General features: G+C 44.1%; 17 protein-coding genes. 12 read left to right on the plus strand and 5 right to left on the minus strand.

Annotation, left to right across the window (positions count from 1 at the left end):
- Nucleotides 1-115: 115 nt before the first annotated feature.
- Nucleotides 116-517 (minus strand): hypothetical protein, encoded by a 402-nt coding sequence (locus tag QV280_RS12075; RefSeq protein ID WP_152822263.1) that lies wholly within the window; start codon nucleotides 515-517, stop codon nucleotides 116-118.
- A gap of 345 nt (nucleotides 518-862) precedes the next feature.
- Between QV280_RS12075 and QV280_RS12080 the strand changes: the two genes are divergently transcribed.
- The 6 genes from QV280_RS12080 to trmH all read left to right on the plus strand — a co-directional run bounded on the left by QV280_RS12080 (nucleotide 863) and on the right by trmH (nucleotide 6934).
- Nucleotides 863-1759: an MBL fold metallo-hydrolase gene (locus QV280_RS12080; RefSeq protein WP_253912605.1), complete on the plus strand. Its 897-nt coding sequence runs from the start codon at nucleotides 863-865 to the stop codon at nucleotides 1757-1759.
- Nucleotides 1760-1793: 34 nt separating this feature from the next.
- Nucleotides 1794-2927 carry an Lcl C-terminal domain-containing protein gene (locus QV280_RS12085; protein ID WP_152822259.1) on the plus strand — a complete coding sequence of 378 codons (1134 nt, stop codon included), beginning with the start codon at nucleotides 1794-1796 and terminating at the stop codon, nucleotides 2925-2927.
- A 206-nt stretch (nucleotides 2928-3133) separates the two neighbouring features.
- The gene (gene gmk / locus QV280_RS12090; RefSeq protein WP_152822257.1) at nucleotides 3134-3757 is read left to right on the plus strand and encodes a guanylate kinase; all 624 of its coding nucleotides are present in this window, start codon (nucleotides 3134-3136) and stop codon (nucleotides 3755-3757) included.
- A gap of 58 nt (nucleotides 3758-3815) precedes the next feature.
- On the plus strand, nucleotides 3816-4088 hold the full coding sequence (rpoZ, locus tag QV280_RS12095; protein WP_017027279.1) for a DNA-directed RNA polymerase subunit omega: 273 nt from the start codon (nucleotides 3816-3818) through the stop codon (nucleotides 4086-4088).
- 36 nt (nucleotides 4089-4124) lie between these two features.
- Nucleotides 4125-6245: a bifunctional GTP diphosphokinase/guanosine-3',5'-bis pyrophosphate 3'-pyrophosphohydrolase gene (spoT, locus tag QV280_RS12100; protein WP_152822255.1), complete on the plus strand. Its 2121-nt coding sequence runs from the start codon at nucleotides 4125-4127 to the stop codon at nucleotides 6243-6245.
- A gap of 2 nt (nucleotides 6246-6247) precedes the next feature.
- A complete protein-coding gene (trmH, locus tag QV280_RS12105) occupies nucleotides 6248-6934 on the plus strand; it encodes a tRNA (guanosine(18)-2'-O)-methyltransferase TrmH (RefSeq protein ID WP_152822253.1) in 687 nt (228 codons plus the stop codon).
- Nucleotides 6935-6974: 40 nt separating this feature from the next.
- Here trmH and radC read toward each other — a convergent pair whose 3' ends face one another.
- Nucleotides 6975-7649 (minus strand): RadC family protein, encoded by a 675-nt coding sequence (gene radC, locus QV280_RS12110; protein WP_152822439.1) that lies wholly within the window; start codon nucleotides 7647-7649, stop codon nucleotides 6975-6977.
- 176 nt (nucleotides 7650-7825) lie between these two features.
- Between radC and coaBC the strand changes: the two genes are divergently transcribed.
- The 5 genes from coaBC (at nucleotide 7826) to lpxL (QV280_RS12135) (ending at nucleotide 12217) form a co-directional block, all read left to right on the plus strand.
- Nucleotides 7826-9028: a bifunctional phosphopantothenoylcysteine decarboxylase/phosphopantothenate--cysteine ligase CoaBC gene (coaBC, locus tag QV280_RS12115; protein WP_152822251.1), complete on the plus strand. Its 1203-nt coding sequence runs from the start codon at nucleotides 7826-7828 to the stop codon at nucleotides 9026-9028.
- A 10-nt stretch (nucleotides 9029-9038) separates the two neighbouring features.
- Entirely contained in the window at nucleotides 9039-9494 is a 456-nt protein-coding gene (gene dut / locus QV280_RS12120) for a dUTP diphosphatase (RefSeq protein ID WP_152822249.1), read from the plus strand.
- 49 nt (nucleotides 9495-9543) lie between these two features.
- Nucleotides 9544-10134, plus strand: a complete 591-nt coding sequence (gene slmA / locus QV280_RS12125; protein ID WP_023404601.1) for a nucleoid occlusion factor SlmA — start codon at nucleotides 9544-9546, stop codon at nucleotides 10132-10134.
- Between the two features lie 15 nt (nucleotides 10135-10149).
- Complete coding sequence (gene lpxL / locus QV280_RS12130; protein ID WP_023404600.1) at nucleotides 10150-11094, plus strand: LpxL/LpxP family Kdo(2)-lipid IV(A) lauroyl/palmitoleoyl acyltransferase; 945 nt, start codon at nucleotides 10150-10152, stop codon at nucleotides 11092-11094.
- Nucleotides 11095-11272: 178 nt separating this feature from the next.
- Nucleotides 11273-12217 carry an LpxL/LpxP family Kdo(2)-lipid IV(A) lauroyl/palmitoleoyl acyltransferase gene (lpxL, locus tag QV280_RS12135; protein WP_152822247.1) on the plus strand — a complete coding sequence of 315 codons (945 nt, stop codon included), beginning with the start codon at nucleotides 11273-11275 and terminating at the stop codon, nucleotides 12215-12217.
- Nucleotides 12218-12358: 141 nt separating this feature from the next.
- On the opposite strand, the gene hemE is transcribed toward lpxL (QV280_RS12135), so the two are convergent.
- Nucleotides 12359-13423, minus strand: coding sequence for a uroporphyrinogen decarboxylase (hemE, locus tag QV280_RS12140; protein ID WP_021714669.1), 1065 nt, complete (start codon nucleotides 13421-13423; stop codon nucleotides 12359-12361).
- A gap of 114 nt (nucleotides 13424-13537) precedes the next feature.
- Complete coding sequence (gene nudC / locus QV280_RS12145) at nucleotides 13538-14332, minus strand: NAD(+) diphosphatase (protein ID WP_152822245.1); 795 nt, start codon at nucleotides 14330-14332, stop codon at nucleotides 13538-13540.
- Between the two features lie 171 nt (nucleotides 14333-14503).
- Here nudC and QV280_RS12150 point away from each other — a divergent pair, with 171 nt between their 5' ends.
- A complete protein-coding gene (locus tag QV280_RS12150) occupies nucleotides 14504-14995 on the plus strand; it encodes an Rsd/AlgQ family anti-sigma factor (RefSeq protein ID WP_023404597.1) in 492 nt (163 codons plus the stop codon).
- 210 nt (nucleotides 14996-15205) lie between these two features.
- Here the strand turns inward: QV280_RS12150 and rpoC are convergent, their stop codons facing one another.
- A complete protein-coding gene (gene rpoC, locus QV280_RS12155; RefSeq protein WP_367869622.1) occupies nucleotides 15206-19414 on the minus strand; it encodes a DNA-directed RNA polymerase subunit beta' in 4209 nt (1402 codons plus the stop codon).
- Nucleotides 19415-19423: the final 9 nt, after the last annotated feature.

The following is a 19423-nucleotide window of genomic DNA, read 5'->3' on the forward strand; positions in this document are numbered from 1 at the left end:
TTGTTAGATCTGGATTCCAACTTTTGGCTATTTGGGGGTCAGGTCTTGAAATTTGCACGCAAGAAGACTTGAGTGCAAATTTCAAGACCTGACCCCTTATGCTGCCCCCTGGGATTTATTTTTTATCTATGCTGTAAGTGTCGTAGTCGCGTAGTAGGAAAAGCACAAAACAAGCAGCTAGCATTGGCCATGCTGTGAAGAATAATAAGTTATTGAATGGATCAAAATACTTAGTTAATGATGACAAAGTAGAAGCGCCATGCAGGACAAAAACAGCCCCATAAGTAACTGTTTTCCACTTTCCAAGTAAGAATGCCGCTAAAAACAACATTTGCGCGATACCTATCACAATCATTGTATTGATAGAGACATGCAAACCATAAAAGCCTGACATCACCCTAACGGCGTGTTCGGGCACAATAATCTTATCTAAGCCCCAAAAGAAAAATACGATAAAGACAGTAATTCGTAGCGATAATAAGCTAATGGATAGCTTGCTTTGCAGTTTTTGGTCCATTGAGATACCTGTTTAATTTGCTCAATAATATAAAGAGCTAGAGTGGGTGAGTCTTACAACCTTCGCTCAATGAGACCTTGGCCTTGATGTTTTTATTTCGGCTATATCGAAGCCAAATGTAAGCAAACATATCCCGGGGTCAGGTCTTGAAATTTGCAGTTAATCCACTTCGATTTACTCACCTCTAAAAATCGATATGCAAATTTCAAGACCTGACCCCCAGTGTTCTGTAAATTCAGGTAAAGCTAATATCGTTAAATGAGTTCGGTTGCTATTGTCACTCTAACGCAGTGAATTTAACCGATTGATTTAGAGGTATTAATGCCCTTTTCTTGCAAACAACTAATGCTTGTAGCCACATGCTGTTTTGCCAGTGTGCCTTATGCGCAAGCATCGACAATGAACACCACCATTATTGGTTCGGGTTCTCCTGACTACAATCCAGAGCGAGTCAGTGCCGGGGTACTCATTACTCAAGGGGACACTAAAATTTTGGTGGATATGGGAGATGGCGTTAATCGTAATCTCAACAAACTTGGCGTTAATACTCGCAAGCTAGATGCATTACTTTTTACTCATCATCATTTAGACCACAATGCGGATTTTTCGGTATTGCTTAGCCGAGTATTGCTCGGACGAGGAGAAACACTGATTGCAGGCCCAAAGCAGACCAAAGCTTATGTCGATAGCAATCTAAGCCTATATGCGGAAGACCTTAACTATCGCCTTGGTAAAACCAATCGCACATTAAAACAACGAGAAAAACACCTTACGGTCAATGAACTAAAAGGCGGTGATTCTTTTACGTTTAATGGCATAAAAATATCCACCCTTTCGGTACCTCATACCATAGAAACCCTAGCCTTTCGCTTTGACTATAAAGACCAGTCAGTCGTGATCAGTGGTGACCTAAGCTCAGGCCCAGGGTTTGCAGAATTTGCCAAAGATGCAAACTGCTTAATTATGGATTCTGGCGGCATGATAATGAACAACGGTAAGAATAAAAAAGCCCCGAAAAGAACATCGGGCAAATCAAAAACTCACGCGCATTTAAACATCAGAGAGTCGAGCCAAATCGCCGCTCAAGCCAATGTCGATAAACTTGTATATACCCACTTTAAACGTGGTGAGATAAATGAAAAAGCCAGCTTAGAGATCATCAATAAAAAATATCAAGGTGAAGTCATTTTTAGTACTGACCTTATGCCTTTAGATTGTGCCAATACAGCGCCGAAAGAATAAACTTACGATAAAAATTTAAGCAATAAGGAATCTTATGTCTTACCTACTTCGAAATATCGCCGTTACCATCACCTGTTGTTCTGCAATGCTATCTGTTGCCAATGCCGCAACACCTAACTATCCCGTAGTATCAATAGAACAAGGGCAATATCAGAATAACAATGACAATACCATCACCGATAAAACCACCGGCTTAATGTGGCAAAAAGACTATCAAGTGATGAGTTTTGACGAAGCGATAAAATACGCCAACTCCGCCACATTCGGCGGACATAACGACTGGCGCGTGCCGAATATCAAAGAGCTGTATTCACTGATTTTATTTACCGGCGTTGATGCCAGTAATCGCGATATGTATAAGGTTCCTAATGGCTCAAAACCTTTCATTGATACTGACGTATTTGATTTTGCCTACGGTACTAATGGCAAACGCGTGATTGATTCACAATACCTGTCGACCTCTATTTACTCAGGTAAAGTGATGGGTAAAGACAGAGCCGTATTTGGGGTTAACTTTGCTGATGGGCGCATTAAAGGGTACCCATTAGTGCAACCGCGCACTAAAGAAGACAACCAATTTACTGTGCGCTTAGTGCGGGGCAACACTGACTACAGCAAAAACCATTTTACAGATAACAATAACGGCACCATTAGCGATTCAGCCACTCAGCTAATGTGGTCGAAACAAGACAGCCAAATGGGATTGGATTGGGATGACGCTAAACAATGGGTCGCTAAGCTAAATAAAGACAAATATTTAGGTTATAACGATTGGCGTTTACCTAATATTAAAGAGCTGCAAACCATCGTAGATTATGATCGCTCCCCTAAAGCGACGGACTCTGCGGCCATTGACCCCGTATTTGCCATCTCGACCATCAAAGATGAGCAAGGCAATGACAACTACCCTGCTTTTTGGAGCAGCACCACTCACCAAAAAACCGGTCGTAAAGCTCAATCACAAGCCGCATATTTTTGCTTTGGCGAGTGTCTTGGATACATGAAACGACCAAACTCTAGCCAAAGAAAGTTGCTCGATGTGCATGGCGCAGGTGCTCAACGAGCTGAGCCAAAACAAGGCGATGCGAAAGATTATCCAAACGGTTTTGGCCCGCAAGGCGACGTCATCCGCATCAAAAACTACGTTCGAGCTGTCCGCAACATCTAATCGCAGTTGCGGGGTCAGGTCTTGAAATTTGCAGGCTAGATTTTATCTAGCCTGCAAATTTCAAGACCTGACCCCCTATATCCTAACGAATTTCCATGCTATCCTTCGCAACCATTTTTCTAGGGTTATGTCTACATCAATCCTAGTGCTATCATTATTGTCCCTTGCGCAATAACATTGTTAATCACTATCTCGGAGCTCTACGAATGGGAAAAGGCACCCTTTATATCGTTTCTGCACCTAGCGGAGCGGGAAAATCTAGCCTGATATCAGCTATGCTGGAAAAAAATCCGGTATACGCAATGAAGGTTTCTGTGTCTCATACTACGCGTACTATGCGCCCGGGTGAGGAAGATGGCATTCATTATCATTTTGTAGAGCGAAATGAATTTGAAACCTTAATCGAAGATGGTGTTTTCTTAGAACACGCTGAAGTCTTTGGCAATTACTATGGTACATCTCGCATTTGGATTGAAGAAAACCTAAAACGCGGCATTGATGTATTCTTAGATATTGATTGGCAAGGTGCGCGTCAGATTCGCAAGCAAATGCCTCACGCGAAGAGCGTTTTCATCCTGCCACCATCAAATGGTGAGTTGGAACGTCGCCTAAATGTGCGTGGTCAAGATAGCTCAGAAATTATCGCCAAACGAATGAGTGAGGCGAAATCAGAAATGTCACACTATGATGAATATGACTACATCATAGTTAATGATGATTTTGACGCTGCTTTGATGGATTTTAGGGCTATTCTGCGTGCAGAACGCCTTAAACAAGACAAACAAACAGCAAAATACAGTGGAATGCTATCAGCTTTACTAGCAGAGTAATCTAGAAAGCTGTATAATTTCCCGTCATTTAAAATGTAATTTAGTAATTGGAGTCCTCATGGCACGCGTAACTGTACAAGATGCTGTTGAAAAAGTTGGTAACCGTTTCGACCTTGTTCTAATTTCTGCTCGTCGCGCACGTCAAATGCAAACTGGCGGCAAAGATGCCCTAGTGCCAGAAGAGAACGATAAGCAAACAGTAATCGCTCTTCGTGAAATCGAAGAAGGTTTGATTACTAAGGAAATCTTGGACGCTAAAGATCGTCAAGAACAACAAGAGCAGGAAGCAGCAGAACTAGCAGCCGTAAGCAGCATCGCTCACACTCGCTAATCTGCACAACATTTCGTAACCTTTTAGGCCCGTAATTTGTATCTATTTGATAGCCTTAAAGATGTTGCCAAAGAATATCTATCAGAGCCTCAAATTGAGGCTCTACGACATTCTTACTCGGTAGCAAAAGATGCCCACGAAGGGCAGACTCGCTCTAGCGGTGAACCTTACATCATCCACCCTGTGGCTGTTGCAAGAATCCTCGCTGAAATGCGCCTTGATCTTGAAACCCTACAAGCGGCTCTACTTCATGATGTCATTGAAGATACAGAAGTCACCAAAGAAGAACTTGAAAACCTCTTTGGCACTGCTGTTGCTGAGCTAGTGGATGGCGTTTCTAAACTCGACAAGCTGAAATTCCGAGACCGTAAAGAAGCCCAAGCGGAAAACTTCCGTAAAATGGTGCTGGCTATGGTTCAGGATATTCGCGTTATCTTGATTAAACTCTCTGACCGTACGCACAACATGCGCACTCTGGGAGCACTTCGTCCTGATAAACGTCGTCGCATTGCTCGAGAAACTCTAGAGATCTACTCACCTCTTGCTCACCGTCTGGGTATCCACAACATTAAAACTGAGCTCGAAGAGCTTGGCTTTGAAGCCCTCTATCCAAACCGTTATCGCGTATTGAAAGAAGTGGTGAAAACCGCTCGTGGTAACCGTAAAGAGATGATCCAACGTATCCACTCAGAAATTGAGGGACGTATGGAAGAGTGCGGTATCAAGTTTAGGGTTTTAGGTCGCGAGAAAAACCTCTATTCCATCTACAACAAAATGAAGACCAAAGAACAGCGTTTCCATACCATTATGGATATTTACGCGTTCCGAGTCATCGTTGATGATGTAGATACTTGCTATCGCGTATTGGGACAAGCACACAGCTTGTACAAACCACGCCCTGGCAAAATGAAAGACTATATTGCGGTACCAAAAGCCAATGGCTATCAGTCACTGCACACCTCTATGGTTGGCCCACATGGTGTTCCTGTTGAAGTGCAAATTCGTACTGAAGACATGGACCAAATGGCTGACAAGGGTGTCGCGGCACATTGGTCTTATAAGAGTAACGGTCAACGCTCTGGTACAACGGCACAAGTCAAAGCGCAACGTTGGATGCAAAGTTTACTTGAACTACAACAAAGCGCAGGTAACTCATTCGAATTTATCGAAAATGTTAAATCCGATCTGTTCCCTGATGAAATCTACGTATTTACACCAAAAGGTCGTATCGTAGAGCTTCCTGTTGGCGCAACTGCGGTTGATTTTGCCTACGCGGTGCATACTGATGTTGGTAATACCTGTGTCGGTACTCGTGTTGACAGAAATCCATATCCTTTAAGTAAAGCTCTGAAGAGTGGACAAACCATAGAAATCATTAGTGCGCCGGGTGCCAGACCTAACGCCGCTTGGTTGAACTATGTAGTCACTTCACGCGCGCGCACTAAGATCCGTCAGGTTCTTAAAACCATGCGCCGAGAAGACTCTGTCGCCTTGGGCCGCAGACTGCTTAATCACGCTTTGGGTCGTCACTCAATTGAAACTATTTACCCAGAAAACGTCACTCAAGTCCTTAGCGATCTTAAACTAGATAGCGTTGACGATATGTTAGCGGCTATTGGTCTTGGTGAGCTAATGAGTATTATCGCAGCACGTCGATTGCTTGGTGATGCAGACTCTCTCACAGAGACCAGTTCTGTAGAGCCTCGCTCTGAGAAGAAACTCTCTATCAAAGGTGCTGACGGTATTCTTCTGACTTACGCGAACTGTTGTCACCCAATTCCAGGGGATCACATTTTAGCGCACGTTTCTCCGGGTCGAGGTCTGGTTATTCATAGAGAAGCCTGTCCAAACATCCGTGGTTATCAGAAAGAACCTGATAAATACATGGCGGTTGAATGGGCAGACAGCCACGAGCAAGAGTTTATCACCGCTCTGCAAATTGATATGCAAAACACCCAAGGTGCACTAGCAGGATTAACCAATGTTATTTCTCGCACTGGGTCAAATATCCACGGCATCTCAACAGAAGAAAAAGACGGCCGTTTATATATGGTCACTCTCTCTTTAACAACCAAGAACAGGGTTGACCTTGCGGGCATAATGAAGAAGATTCGTGTCATGCCACAGGTATTAAGAGTTCGTCGTCGCCGTAGGTAAAAATGAGTCCAGAGCGTTATCAAAAAATCGTTGCAGTTCTAAATTCACGTCAGGTTGATCTGACTCTTTGTTTAGAACAAGTCCACAAGCCTAATAACGTATCTGCAGTGGTTCGCACTGCAGATGCGGCAGGTTTGCACAAAATTCATGCGGTGTGGCCGGATGAAAAAATGCAAACCTTAGGTCACACCTCAGCAGGTGCAAGAAACTGGGTAGAAGTTGAAACTCACCGTAGCACTCAAGAGGCTTATCAGAGTTTAAAAGCGCAAGGTATGCAAATACTGGTCACTAACCTCTCTGATAGCGCGGTCGATTTTCGAGAAGTGGATTACACCAAACCCACAGCAATTGTATTAGGTGGCGAGAAGCACGGCACCAGTGATATTGCGATAGAAATGGCCGACCAAGATATTGTCATTCCTATGGTAGGAATGGTGCAATCTCTAAACGTTTCTGTGGCTAGTGCTTTAATTTTGTTTGAAGCGCAACGTCAGCGTCACAACAAAGATATGTACAGCAACCCACCACTAAAACTGCCTGAGCAAGTGATTCACAAAACACTTTTTGAGCGCGGTCATCCGGTATTGGCCAAAGTGGCTAAACGTAAAAACTTACCATATCCACCCTTAGATGATGCTGGGCAAATTATTGCTGACCCAAGTTGGTGGGCAGAGATGCAACGTAAGTAATTGCTTACATCTACTCTACTGCACCAAGCATAGTAATTACTTACATCCAACCTCGTTCAGCAAACGACACCACTTCACCATCGCCAACCACAAAATGATCTAATATTCGGATATCCACCAGCGCTAATGCATCAATAAGACGTCGCGTAATGCGCCGGTCAGCTTGGCTTGGCTCTGCTACTCCTGAGGGGTGGTTGTGAGCTAAAATAATCGCGCAAGCATTATGCTGTAATGAACGTTTCACTACTTCTCTAGGGTAGACATTGGCGGCATCGATAGTCCCTTCAAACAGCGACTCATGATCAATCACCCGATGTTGATTGTCTAAAAACAGCACATAAAACACTTCCCTTTGTTTATCTCGTAATAGACTCAATAAAAATAACTTCGTCTGCTGAGGGCTTGTTAAGGCATCGCCTTTCTCTAAAGTCTCGGCTAAATAGCGTTGTGTCATCTCTATAAACGCTTGCAGTTGCACGTATTTGGCTTGCCCTAACCCTTTATGCTGACAAAATTTATCTTCTGACGCCGTCAACAAATGCCGCAGTGAACCAAACGATTTCAATAGGTAATCAGCCAACTCTAAAACATTCATTCCTTGGCAACCGGTACGCAAAAAAATCGCCAACAACTCAGCATCGGTTAACGAGTTCGGTCCTTGATTTATGAGTTTTTCTCGGGGAAGAGATTCCTTAGGCAAATCTTTTAATGTCATCCCTACTCCTTGCTGATCATCTGCAAAAATGTAGTATTGACGCAGAATGAACATACCGACCGATATAGAGTACAAATTTGGCATCTAAGTCGCAGCCCATCCGTCTACTTGTCAAACTCTAACTCCAGTACAATATATGGTATGGTTACCTTATTAATTTAATTGAGAAAATGAGCATGCAACCTCTTGAAGGTAAAAAAATAGTTCTCGGTATCAGTGGTGGTATCGCGGCGTATAAATGTGCTGAATTGACTCGACGCTTATCTGAACGAGGCGCTCAAGTCAAAGTTGTAATGACGAAAGCAGCTAAGGAATTTATTACCCCATTAACCATGCAAGCAGTATCAGGACATCCTGTTGCTGAAAGCTTATTAGACCCCGCAGCAGAAGCCTCTATGGGGCATATCGAAATTGCCAAATGGGCCGATCTAGTGCTACTTGCTCCCGCAACTGCCGACCTTATCGCGCGTATGGCAGCGGGTATGGGCAACGACCTTTTAAGTACCTTTGTGCTTGCCACTGACGCGCCTGTTGCGGTGTCTCCGGCAATGAATCAGCAGATGTACAGCAACCTTGCGACTCAAGAGAATATCGCCACTTTACGCCGTCGTGGAATGTTAATTTGGGGCCCCGCTTCTGGCGAGCAAGCGTGTGGCGATGTCGGCGCAGGCCGAATGTTAGAACCGATGCAGCTAGTTGATTTATGCATTACTCATTTTCAACCAAAAATTCTGCAAGGTAAAAAAATTGCCATCACCGCTGGTCCAACCCAAGAAGCTATTGACCCAGTTCGATTTATCTCAAACCATAGCTCAGGGAAAATGGGCTTTGCTTTAGCCGAACAAGCGGCAAAACTAGGCGCTGAAGTCACGCTAATTAGTGGCCCTGTTAACTTACCTACGCCAAGCAATGTCAAACGCATTGATGTGTTAAGTGCTCAGCAAATGCATCAAGCCGCAGTTCAACACGCTACCGAGCACGATATTTTTATCGGTTGTGCCGCCGTTGCTGATTACCGCGCGGCAGAAGTTGCTGAACAGAAAATGAAAAAAGTTGCCGGCACTGATGAGTTGGTGATCCGCATGGTAAAAAACCCAGATATTATTGCCACCGTAGCAAGCTTGCCTGAAAACAGACCTTTTACTGTTGGTTTTGCTGCCGAAACACAAGATGTAGAAAAGTACGCGATGGATAAGCTTGCGAGAAAAAATCTAGATCTAATCTGTGCAAACGATGTTTCGCAAACTGGTATTGGCTTTAATTCTAACGATAATGTCCTCAGCCTTTACTGGGCGAACGGACAGCAACACTTCTCTCTAGCCAGTAAGCAAATACTGGCTAAAGGCATCTTAGAACAAATTAATGAACTCACCCAATAAGCATAACGTCATGAAAGAAATTGATTTAAAAATCCTAGATTCACGTATTGGTAAGCAATTCCCATTACCTCAGTATGCGACTGAAGGCTCTGCTGGCTTAGATCTTCGAGCTTGCCTAGATGAAGCATTAATTGTCACCCCAGGACAAACCCACTTAGTACCAACTGGTCTTGCGATCCACATTGGAGATACTGGCTTAGCCGCTACGATTCTTCCTCGCTCAGGCCTTGGACACAAGCACGGCATTGTATTGGGTAACCTAGTCGGTCTTATTGACTCGGACTACCAAGGACAGTTGATGGTTTCAGTATGGAACCGTGGACAAGATACCTTCACTATTGAGCCGGGCGATCGTATTGCACAATTAGTGTTTGTGCCTGTCGTACAAGCTAAGTTTAACCTTGTGGATGATTTTAATGCCTCTGAACGAGGTGAAGGTGGTTTTGGTCACTCCGGTAAAAACTAACTGAAACCAATTTCTACAGTCAAAGAACAAACAAAAAAGGACGTAATAAATGACAGGCAAACGTAGTTCAAATCGTCGTGATGAGATTTTGCAAGCTCTTGCTTTGATGCTGGAATCTAGTGATGGAACGTCCAGAATTACTACGGCTAAATTAGCTCAACAAGTGGGTGTCTCAGAGGCTGCTCTTTATCGCCACTTCCCTAGTAAAGCCCGCATGTTTGAAGGTTTGATTGAGTTCATTGAGCAATCCGTTCTCTCTCGCATCAACCAAATCATGGATCAAGAAAAAGATACCATGGTTCGTTTGCATGAAGTGCTTCGCTTTATTTTGTTATTTACAGAGCATAACAAAGGGCTTTCTCGCATCCTTTCTGGTCATGCTCTAATGTTTGAGAATGAACGACTTAGAGATCGTATCAATCAACTGTTTAGCAAAATTGAAAGTCAGATAAAGCAAATTTTACGTGAGCGAGTGCTTCGCGAAGGTAAAGGTTTTGCCACTGATGAGAAAGTACTGGCATCAATTGTACTAAGCTATGTAGAGGGTCGCTTAAACCGCTTTGTTCGTAGTGACTTTGTTATCAAACCATCCGCTGATTTTGATGAATATTGGAGCATGTTAAATCAGCAACTAGCTTAATCTGTTGGAAAGAATATGGATAAATACGCCCCACCTAAGTTTTCAATCAAGCTACTGCATCCTAGATATTGGGTAGTTTGGTTTAGTTTTGGTGTTCTTGCTTTGTTTGTAAACCTAATGCCTTATTTTGTATTGCTTAAGGCAGGTCACGGTTTAGGTAAATTAGGCATGAAACTGGCAAAGAGCCGAGTGAAAGTGGCTAAACGCAATTTAGAGCTCGCCTTTCCAGAAAAATCCGCTGAAGAGATCACCCTTTTAGTAGAAGAAAACATAAAAAATACTGGCCTTGCCTTTATGGAAATGGGCATGACTTGGTTTTGGCCTACGTGGCGTCTAAAACGTCATATCCGTACGGTAAACTTACAGCAAGCAATTGATTTTGAAAATGAAGGTAAAGGCGTTCTGCTCTGCCACCCTCATACTCTTAATCTAGAAATTAGCGCTAGAGCTTTTGCCGCACTCGGTTATCCCGGCAGTGGTGTTTATCGCCCGAATAATAACCCTGCTTACGATTTGGTGCAGTACTGGGGGCGAACCCATAATGGTAACAAGCTGATCGACCGTAAAAATGTAAAAGAGATGATTCGCACTCTCAAGCGTGGCGAACGCCTATTTTACTTAGGAGACCATGATTACGGCCGCAACAAAGCTGTGTTTGTGCCTTTCTTTGCGGTGCAAGATGCTTGTACGACTACCGGAGCTAACCTGCTGTTTAATGCCACTGATTGTGCCATGATTCCAGTGACAGGTTTCCGCTATGAAAAAGGTCAATATGAGTTAAATCTTGCTGACTCCATCCACCAGCAATTTCCCAAAGACGATGTGGAAGCTGGAGCCATTTTGATGAATAAGGCTTATGAAGAAGTCATATTACGCAAAGTTGATCAGTGGATGTGGGTGCACAAACGTTACAAAACCATGCAAGATGAAAGCATACCTAGAGGTATTCGCTACAAATAGTCGCATTTAGGTAAGATATTCCACATTATTTGTACGGTTACATATCCTAAAAGTGTTAAGCTAGATTCTACTATCACAACATAAGTGGTTCTTTCCTGAGAGTCACTTATATTTTCGGTCATTACATGACCTCCCCGCCAGTCTAATCAGCTTGCATCTCACCTCTATTTAGGATCCTATGAGTAAATACGATAGCCCCACGTTTAGCATGAAATTGCTACATCCAATGTACTGGGGAGTTTGGTTCGGTTTTGGGTTATTGGCCTTAGTGGTTAATGTACTGCCATTTGCTCTGTTGCTTCCTCTAGGGCGAACTTTAGGTCGAATGGCAATGCCATTTGCTAAAAGCCGCGTAAAAGTCGCTAAACGAAACCTGCAGTTAGCCTTTCCTGAGATGCCTCAAAGTGAAATTGAGCGCATTGTTATCGAAAACTTCAAAAACACGGGCTTTGCTCTATTTGAAACAGGCATTACCTGGTTTTGGCCCACTTGGCGACTGAAACGACACATTAAAGTGCATAACGCTGAAGCGATTATCGAGTACGCAAAACAGAAAAAAGGAGTGTTGGTTTGTCACCCCCACGCTCTTAACTTAGAAGTTAGTGCGCGTGCTTTTGCTGTTTTGGGCTACCCCGGTCATGGTGTATATCGTCCTCATTCCAATCCTGCCTATAACTTAATCCAGTATTGGGGACGCACTCATAACGGCAACAAGGTGATTGATCGTAAGAATTTAAAAGAGATGATCCGCACCCTAAAAACTGGCGAACGTCTTTTTTACTTGGGCGATCATGACTATGGTCGTAAGAAGGCGGTATTTGTGCCCTTCTTTGCGGTTAAAGAGGCTTGTACAGTAACCGGTGCCAATATCCTTGCCAGAGCTACAGATTGCGCAATAATTCCCATGACAGGCTATCGTGACAGCGATGGGAAGTGGGAGTTGTACTTTGATGACTCTATCCACGAAAACTTCCCTATGGACGATGTAGAAGCTGGTGCGGCTTACATGAACAAAGCGATAGAAGTGACTATTTTACGTAAGCTAGAACAATGGATGTGGCTACATAAACGCTTTAAAACGCCTAAAGATGAAAGCCAAGCAAGAGGGCTTTTATACAAATAAGCCTTGTTGTGGGGTGTGGGTTGTGGCCATTGTCGTAGCGACCCATTACTTAAAAAATTATTCGTAATAAAAACGATAGATACAAAAAGGGTCGGAACCTGCTACTAACAAGTTCCGACCCTTATTTTATTCTAGTGATTTTTATTTGTGATACGGCTTAGATAAATCGTGTACCGCTTCAACAAAGACACCCGCATTTTCAGGTGGCACATCTAAGTGAATACCGTGGCCAAGATTAAATACATGACCAGTGCCTTCACCAAATCCTTCAAGAATAGTACCCACTTCCTGACGAATTCGCTCTGGCTGAGCGTATAAGATAGATGGGTCCATATTGCCTTGCAGGGCAACTTTATCACCGATACGTTTCTTCGCATCTGCAATATTAATCGTCCAATCTAGCCCAACCGCATCACAACCTGTAGCGGCAATTGACTCTAACCACATACCGCCATTTTTAGTAAATAACGTCACAGGAACACGGCGACCTTCATTCTCACGAATAAGACCATCGACAATTTTATGCATGTAACGCAGTGAGAACTCATTGTAATCACGAGGAGTTAGAACACCGCCCCATGTATCAAACACCATCACTGATTGTGCACCGGCTTTGATTTGTGCGTTTAGATACTCAATGACACTATCCGCTAACTTATCTAGCAATAGGTGTAGTGTCGCAGGCTCTGCATACATCATTTTTTTGATCTTAGTGAATGCTTTAGAGCTACCACCTTCGACCATGTAAGTGGCAAGAGTCCAAGGGCTACCTGAGAAGCCAATAAGTGGCACTTCACCTTGTAGATCTTTGCGAATTTGTCGAACTGCATTCATTACGTATTGCAGTTCACCTTCTGGATCAGGCAAGCCAATCTTGTCGACATCAGCCTTACAAGTAATTGGACGCTCAAACTTCGGGCCTTCCCCTGTTTCAAAATACAAACCTAAGCCCATTGCATCAGGAATGGTCAAAATATCTGAAAACAGAATTGCCGCATCTAAAGGAAAGCGACGTAAAGGTTGTAATGTTACTTCTGAAGCCAACTCGGCATTCTTGCACAGGGACATGAAATCACCAGCAACTGATCTTGTTGCTCGATATTCTGGCAGGTAACGACCTGCTTGACGCATCATCCATACTGGCGTGTAATCAACCGGCTGCTTCAATAAAGCTCGCAGGTAACGATCATTTTTTAGTTCAGTCATTTCTAGGCCTTACTTAGTCCCTAACTACGAAAGCGTTATGTTACCACTTTTAACTTATGAGCTGTAATTAAGGATTGCGCAGTTGATCAAGTTATACGTACTAAAATCTGAAGGTTAGCTATTGCTATGGGTTATCACGTTTACCGTGGCATCAATCAGTGCTTTAGCGATTGTGCCACTTGGAGCCACCTCAGGTAAGTCATCGTAATCACACCATTTTGCGTCACTGAGCTCATTGTAATCCGGCTTAATTTCCCCACTTTGATACTCAGCTAAAAAGCCCATCATCATGCTGCTAGGAAATGCCCAAGGCTGGCTACCAAAATATTGAATATTTTGTATCTCAATTCCCGTTTCTTCTTTCACTTCTCGTGCCACACATTGCTCTAAGGTCTCTCCCACTTCGAGAAAACCGGCAATCACGGTATACATATTGCCTTTGTGTCTTGGATGTTGTGCCAGCAAGATTTGTTGCTCTTTGCGTACAGCAACGATAATGCATGGAAAAATACGAGGATAATGAAGAGTGCGGCATTGCTGACACTGCATCGCCAGTTGGTTGTGGTTAAAGCTGTTTCTACCACCACAACACCCACAAAAGCGCTTAGTTTGTGTCATATGTCCATATTGAACCGCTTTGCTCACCAACAGGAACAACGGCTCGGGCAACTCTAATAACGCTCGCAGTGACACCATTGGTAATTCGGCTTCGATATCACAATCATTCAGCCAATAGACAGGATGCCCCTCATAGAACCCTATTTTTATCGCACCATCAAGTGCTTGCTCCAAACCATGACCAAGTGACTCGGCGCAACCAAAAGGCACTTGCATATCTTGCATCCAGACGTCACTACCATTGACCACCAGCCAATAACCCATCATTTGATGTTTACTTTTTTTTAACATCTCATCATCTCTTTACTTGCAGTTCTACCATTTTACTGGCAATCTAAATCTATACCAGTCGCACAATGAATTGATTGAAAGCTGTTGGTGTAAAACATAATTTCGATATTAATATGGAACCCTCTCGTTGTATTCGAGAGCTTTACCTGACCGGTAAAGGATCATGAGGACATGGTCATGCTAAAGAAATTCAGACAAGTACAAGAAGAATGGGGTGGCTCAAGTGAGGTCATTGACCATTGGCTAGAGACGCGACAAGCGTTACTAGTGAGATACGTGAAACTTGCCGCATTACAGCCAGCTTCGGTTGCATCTAATGTGGTCACCTTGCCATCCAAAGAAGAACTTCACGAGTTTTCTCAACATCTCGTCGATTACATCTCTGAAGGTCACTTTAAAATCTATGACATGGTCATGGATAAGTGGAGCTCTACGGGCTTTCAGTCCACTGAGGAAATCAGCCACACCTACGCTAAGATTGTACTCACAACCGAACCTTTGCTGAGCTTTACTGATAAATATGCAGAAATCAGTGATGACGACCTGCATGACTTTGAAAGTGATATGTCTAAGGTTGGTGAAGTGCTAGAACTTAGGTTTGAAGTAGAAGACCTACTTATTAAATTAATTGCCGATAGTCTAGCGATTCCACCCGGCGCTTAGAGTGCTACTTTGATAAAAAGCCTAGGATGCCCACTGCTTCCTAGGTTTCCTTACGAGCTCGATACCCTCACCTAATCGGAAATTGATTAACCGCTTGTCTGTTAGCACAGTACCTTTATATCTCCATTTTGCTCACACTATAATCTTTGAATTTCAGGCATTAAAAAAGGCACCCTAAGGTGCCTTTTTGCTACTCACTAGAAAGCCTGATTACTCGTCAGAGAAACCTGCGTTCAATAGTGCAGCTAGGTTATCCGTTGCTTGTTCAGCAGATGGACCCGCTTGATCTTCACGCTTAGCTTGACGCTCTTGGTGGTAAGCAAAACCCGTACCCGCTGGGATCAGACGACCCACGATTACGTTTTCTTTCAGACCACGTAGCTCATCACGCTTACCAGAAACCGCAGCTTCTGTTAGTACGCGAGTTGTCTCCTGGAACGATGCCGCAGAGATGAACGACTCAGTTGCTAGAGATGCTTTAGTGATACCTAGTAGCTCACGCTCAAAGCCAGCTGGCTCTTTGCCTTCTGCTTCTAGGGCACGGTTAGCAATCTTAACTTGTGAGTATTCCACTTGCTCGCCAGGTAGGAACTCAGAGTCACCAGTGTGCGTAATAGTACACTTACGTAGCATTTGACGAACGATAGTCTCGATGTGCTTATCGTTAATCTTAACGCCTTGTAGACGGTAAACTTCTTGTACTTCGTTAGCGATGTACTGAGTCATAGCATGAATACCACGTAAACGTAGGATGTCATGTGGAGTCTCAGGACCATCAGCGATTACGTCACCACGTTCAACCTTCTCACCTTCGAATACGTTAAGCTGACGATGCTTAGGAATCATCTCTTCGTAAGTGTCTCCACCTTCACGAGTGATTACTAGGCGACGTTTACCTTTCGTTTCTTTACCGAATGACACAGTACCTGTGTGCTCAGCAAGAATCGCAGGCTCTTTCGGCTTACGTGCTTCGAATAGGTCGGCTACGCGTGGTAGACCACCGGTGATATCTTTGTTTCCGCCAGATTTCTGAGGGATACGTGCAAGAGTGTCACCAACGCCAACTTCAGCGCCATCTTCGATGTTTACAATCGCTTTACCCGGTAGGAAGTATTGAGCTGGCATATCAGTACCAGGGATCATTACATCGTTACCTTTGTCATCAACAAGCTTGATAGCTGGACGCATGTCTTTACCCGCAGCAGGACGTGCTGCTGGGTCAGTTACTTCACTTGAAGATAGACCTGTAAGGTCATCAGTGTGACGAGCAACTGTTACGCCATCAATCATATCAACGTACTGGATGCGACCTGCCACTTCAGTGATGATTGGCAGTGTATGCGCTTCCCAGTTAGCGATTACATAACCAGATTCAAGCTTAGCTGATTCGATATCGCTTTCTTTGATGTTAAGAACTGTACCGTACGGCAGTTTGTGTTTCTCTTTTGTACGACCTAACGCATCAACGATGGTTAGTTCAGACGCACGAGAAGTCACAACTAGTTTGCCTTCTTTGTTCACAACGAATTTAACGTTATGAAGGAAAGGAGTACCGTCGTTCTTAGTTTGAATGCTGTTCTCAGCAGCCGCTGTCGAAGCAGCACCACCGATGTGGAACGTACGCATTGTAAGCTGTGTACCAGGTTCACCGATAGACTGAGCAGCGATAACACCAACTGCTTCACCTTGGTTCACTAGGTGACCACGTGCTAGGTCACGACCGTAACACAATGCACAACAACCAAAGTCAGCGTCACAAGTAACTACTGAGCGAACTTTCATTCGATCTACAGAGTTCTCGTCCATTACCTGACACCACTTCTCATCAATTAGAGTATTACGTGGAATCAGAACTTCTTCAGTACCTGGTTTCAGAACGTCTTCAGCAACAACACGACCTAGAGCCAACTCAGAAAGTGGAACTTTAACGTCACCACCCTCGATATGAGGCATCATTTCAACACCTTCATGGGTGCCACAATCGTGTTCGTGAACTACAACGTCCTGTGCAACGTCTACTAGACGACGCGTTAGGTAACCGGAGTTCGCTGTTTTCAGTGCTGTATCCGCAAGACCCTTACGAGCACCGTGCGTTGAGATAAAGTACTGAAGTACGTTTAGACCTTCTTTAAAGTTTGCTGTGATTGGCGTCTCGATGATTGAACCATCTGGACGAGCCATCAGACCACGCATACCCGCTAGCTGACGAATCTGCGCTGCAGAACCACGAGCACCGGAGTCGGCCATCATGTAGATGCTGTTGAAAGACTCTTGTTGTTCTTCTTCACCATCACGGTTAATCACAGTTTCTGAAGATAGGTTATCCATCATTGCTTTCGCAACACGGTCGTTGGTAGACGCCCAGATATCGATAACTTTGTTGTAACGCTCACCCGCAGTTACCAAACCAGATTGGTATTGCTCTTGGATTTCGCGTACTTCTTCTTCAGCTGATTCAATCTCATCGTATTTAGCTTGAGGAACCACCATGTCATCGATACCAACAGATACGCCAGATAGTGCAGCGTATGCAAAACCTGTGTACATGATTTGGTCAGCGAAGACTACAGTGTCTTTCAGGCCAAGCTTACGGTAAGCCTCATCAAGAAGTTTAGAAATCTGTTTCTTACCTAGTTTTTGGTTTACTAGTTCAAACGGTAGGCCCGCTGGAACGATCTGCCAAAGCATTGCACGACCAACCGTCGTATCAAATAGCTTAGTTTCGGTAGTCAGATTACCTTCATCATCTTTGATGGTTTCAGTAAGACGAACTTTAACACGTGCGTGTAGTTCAGCGGTCTTAGTGCGGTATGCCTTTTCAGCCTCTTCTGGGCCAGCAAGGTACATGCCTTCACCTTTCACGTTGATCTTATCACGTGTCATGTAGTAAAGACCCAATACAACGTCCTGAGAAGGTACGATGATAGGATCACCTGACGCTGGCGACAGAATGTTGTTTGTCGACATCATCAGTGTACGTGCTTCTAACTGAGCTTCCAGAGTTAGAGGTACGTGTACCGCCATCTGGTCACCATCGAAGTCGGCGTTATATGCCGCACACACTAGTGGGTGAAGCTGAATCGCTTTACCTTCGATTAGTACTGGTTCGAACGCTTGGATACCTAGACGGTGAAGTGTAGGTGCACGGTTCAATAGTACTGGGTGTTCACGAATAACTTCGTCTAGGATATCCCAAACAACCGCTTCTTCGCGCTCTACCATTTTCTTAGCCGCTTTGATCGTTGTCGCTAGACCACGAAGCTCAAGCTTGCTGTAGATGAATGGTTTGAATAGCTCAAGTGCCATCTTCTTAGGAAGACCACATTGGTGCAGACGAAGGTATGGACCTACTGTGATTACAGAACGGCCAGAGTAGTCTACACGCTTACCAAGCAAGTTCTGACGGAAACGACCTTGTTTACCCTTGATCATATCAGCAAGAGATTTAAGAGGACGTTTGTTAGAACCTGTGATAGCACGACCGCGACGACCGTTATCTAGAAGGGCATCAACAGACTCTTGCAGCATACGTTTTTCGTTACGTACGATGATGTCCGGAGCTGATAGCTCTAGTAGACGCTTCAAACGGTTGTTACGGTTAATAACACGACGGTATAGGTCGTTCAGATCTGAAGTCGCAAAACGACCGCCATCTAGTGGAACTAGTGGACGTAGATCTGGTGGAAGTACTGGAAGTACAGTCAGAATCATCCATTCTGGGTTGTTACCCGAAGAAACAAATGCTTCAACTAGCTTCAAGCGCTTCGTAACTTTTTTACGCTTAGTTTCAGAGTTAGTTGTTTCTAACTCTTCGCGCATTAGTTCAGCTTCTTGCACAAGATCCATGGTAGAAAGCAGATCTTTGATCGCTTCTGCACCCATCTTAGCAGTGAACTCGTCACCCCACTCTTCTAGCTTGTCTAGATACTCTTCTTCAGTAAGCATCTGACCTTTTTCTAGATCTGTCATACCCGGTTCTGTTACTACGTACATTTCGAAGTAAAGAACACGTTCGATATCACGCAGTGGGATATCCATTAGTAGACCGATACGAGACGGTAGTGATTTTAGGAACCAAATATGAGCTACAGGCGACGCCAGCTCGATGTGGCCCATACGGTCACGACGAACTTTAGTTTGTGTAACTTCTACGCCACACTTCTCACAGATAACACCGCGGTGCTTCAGACGCTTGTATTTGCCACATAGACATTCGTAATCTTTGACTGGGCCAAAAATACGCGCACAGAACAAACCATCACGTTCAGGTTTGAACGTACGATAGTTGATCGTCTCTGGCTTTTTCACTTCACCAAAAGACCATGAACGAATCATGTCCGGTGAAGAAAGACCGATTTTGATTGCATCAAATTCTTCAGTCTTGTGTTGTGCTTTAAGAAAGTTTAGTAAATCTTTCACTGTCAGCTC

The organism is Vibrio sp. B1Z05, from assembly GCF_052955985.1.

Excerpts from the sequence above, each read along its gene's own strand:
- slmA (WP_023404601.1), top strand. The coding sequence starts at position 9,544 with ATGACAGGCAAACGTAGTTCAAATCGTCGTGATGAGATTTTGCAAGCT.
- radC (WP_152822439.1), bottom strand. The coding sequence starts at position 7,649 with ATGACATTAAAAGATTTGCCTAAGGAATCTCTTCCCCGAGAAAAACTC.
- coaBC (WP_152822251.1), top strand. The coding sequence starts at position 7,826 with ATGCAACCTCTTGAAGGTAAAAAAATAGTTCTCGGTATCAGTGGTGGT.
- QV280_RS12080 (WP_253912605.1), top strand. The coding sequence starts at position 863 with ATGCTTGTAGCCACATGCTGTTTTGCCAGTGTGCCTTATGCGCAAGCA.
- QV280_RS12085 (WP_152822259.1), top strand. The coding sequence starts at position 1,794 with ATGTCTTACCTACTTCGAAATATCGCCGTTACCATCACCTGTTGTTCT.
- gmk (WP_152822257.1), top strand. The coding sequence starts at position 3,134 with ATGGGAAAAGGCACCCTTTATATCGTTTCTGCACCTAGCGGAGCGGGA.
- hemE (WP_021714669.1), bottom strand. The coding sequence starts at position 13,423 with ATGACTGAACTAAAAAATGATCGTTACCTGCGAGCTTTATTGAAGCAG.
- QV280_RS12150 (WP_023404597.1), top strand. The coding sequence starts at position 14,504 with ATGGTCATGCTAAAGAAATTCAGACAAGTACAAGAAGAATGGGGTGGC.
- dut (WP_152822249.1), top strand. The coding sequence starts at position 9,039 with ATGAAAGAAATTGATTTAAAAATCCTAGATTCACGTATTGGTAAGCAA.
- trmH (WP_152822253.1), top strand. The coding sequence starts at position 6,248 with ATGAGTCCAGAGCGTTATCAAAAAATCGTTGCAGTTCTAAATTCACGT.
- nudC (WP_152822245.1), bottom strand. The coding sequence starts at position 14,332 with ATGTTAAAAAAAAGTAAACATCAAATGATGGGTTATTGGCTGGTGGTC.
- lpxL (WP_023404600.1), top strand. The coding sequence starts at position 10,150 with ATGGATAAATACGCCCCACCTAAGTTTTCAATCAAGCTACTGCATCCT.
- rpoZ (WP_017027279.1), top strand. The coding sequence starts at position 3,816 with ATGGCACGCGTAACTGTACAAGATGCTGTTGAAAAAGTTGGTAACCGT.
- QV280_RS12075 (WP_152822263.1), bottom strand. The coding sequence starts at position 517 with ATGGACCAAAAACTGCAAAGCAAGCTATCCATTAGCTTATTATCGCTA.
- lpxL (WP_152822247.1), top strand. The coding sequence starts at position 11,273 with ATGAGTAAATACGATAGCCCCACGTTTAGCATGAAATTGCTACATCCA.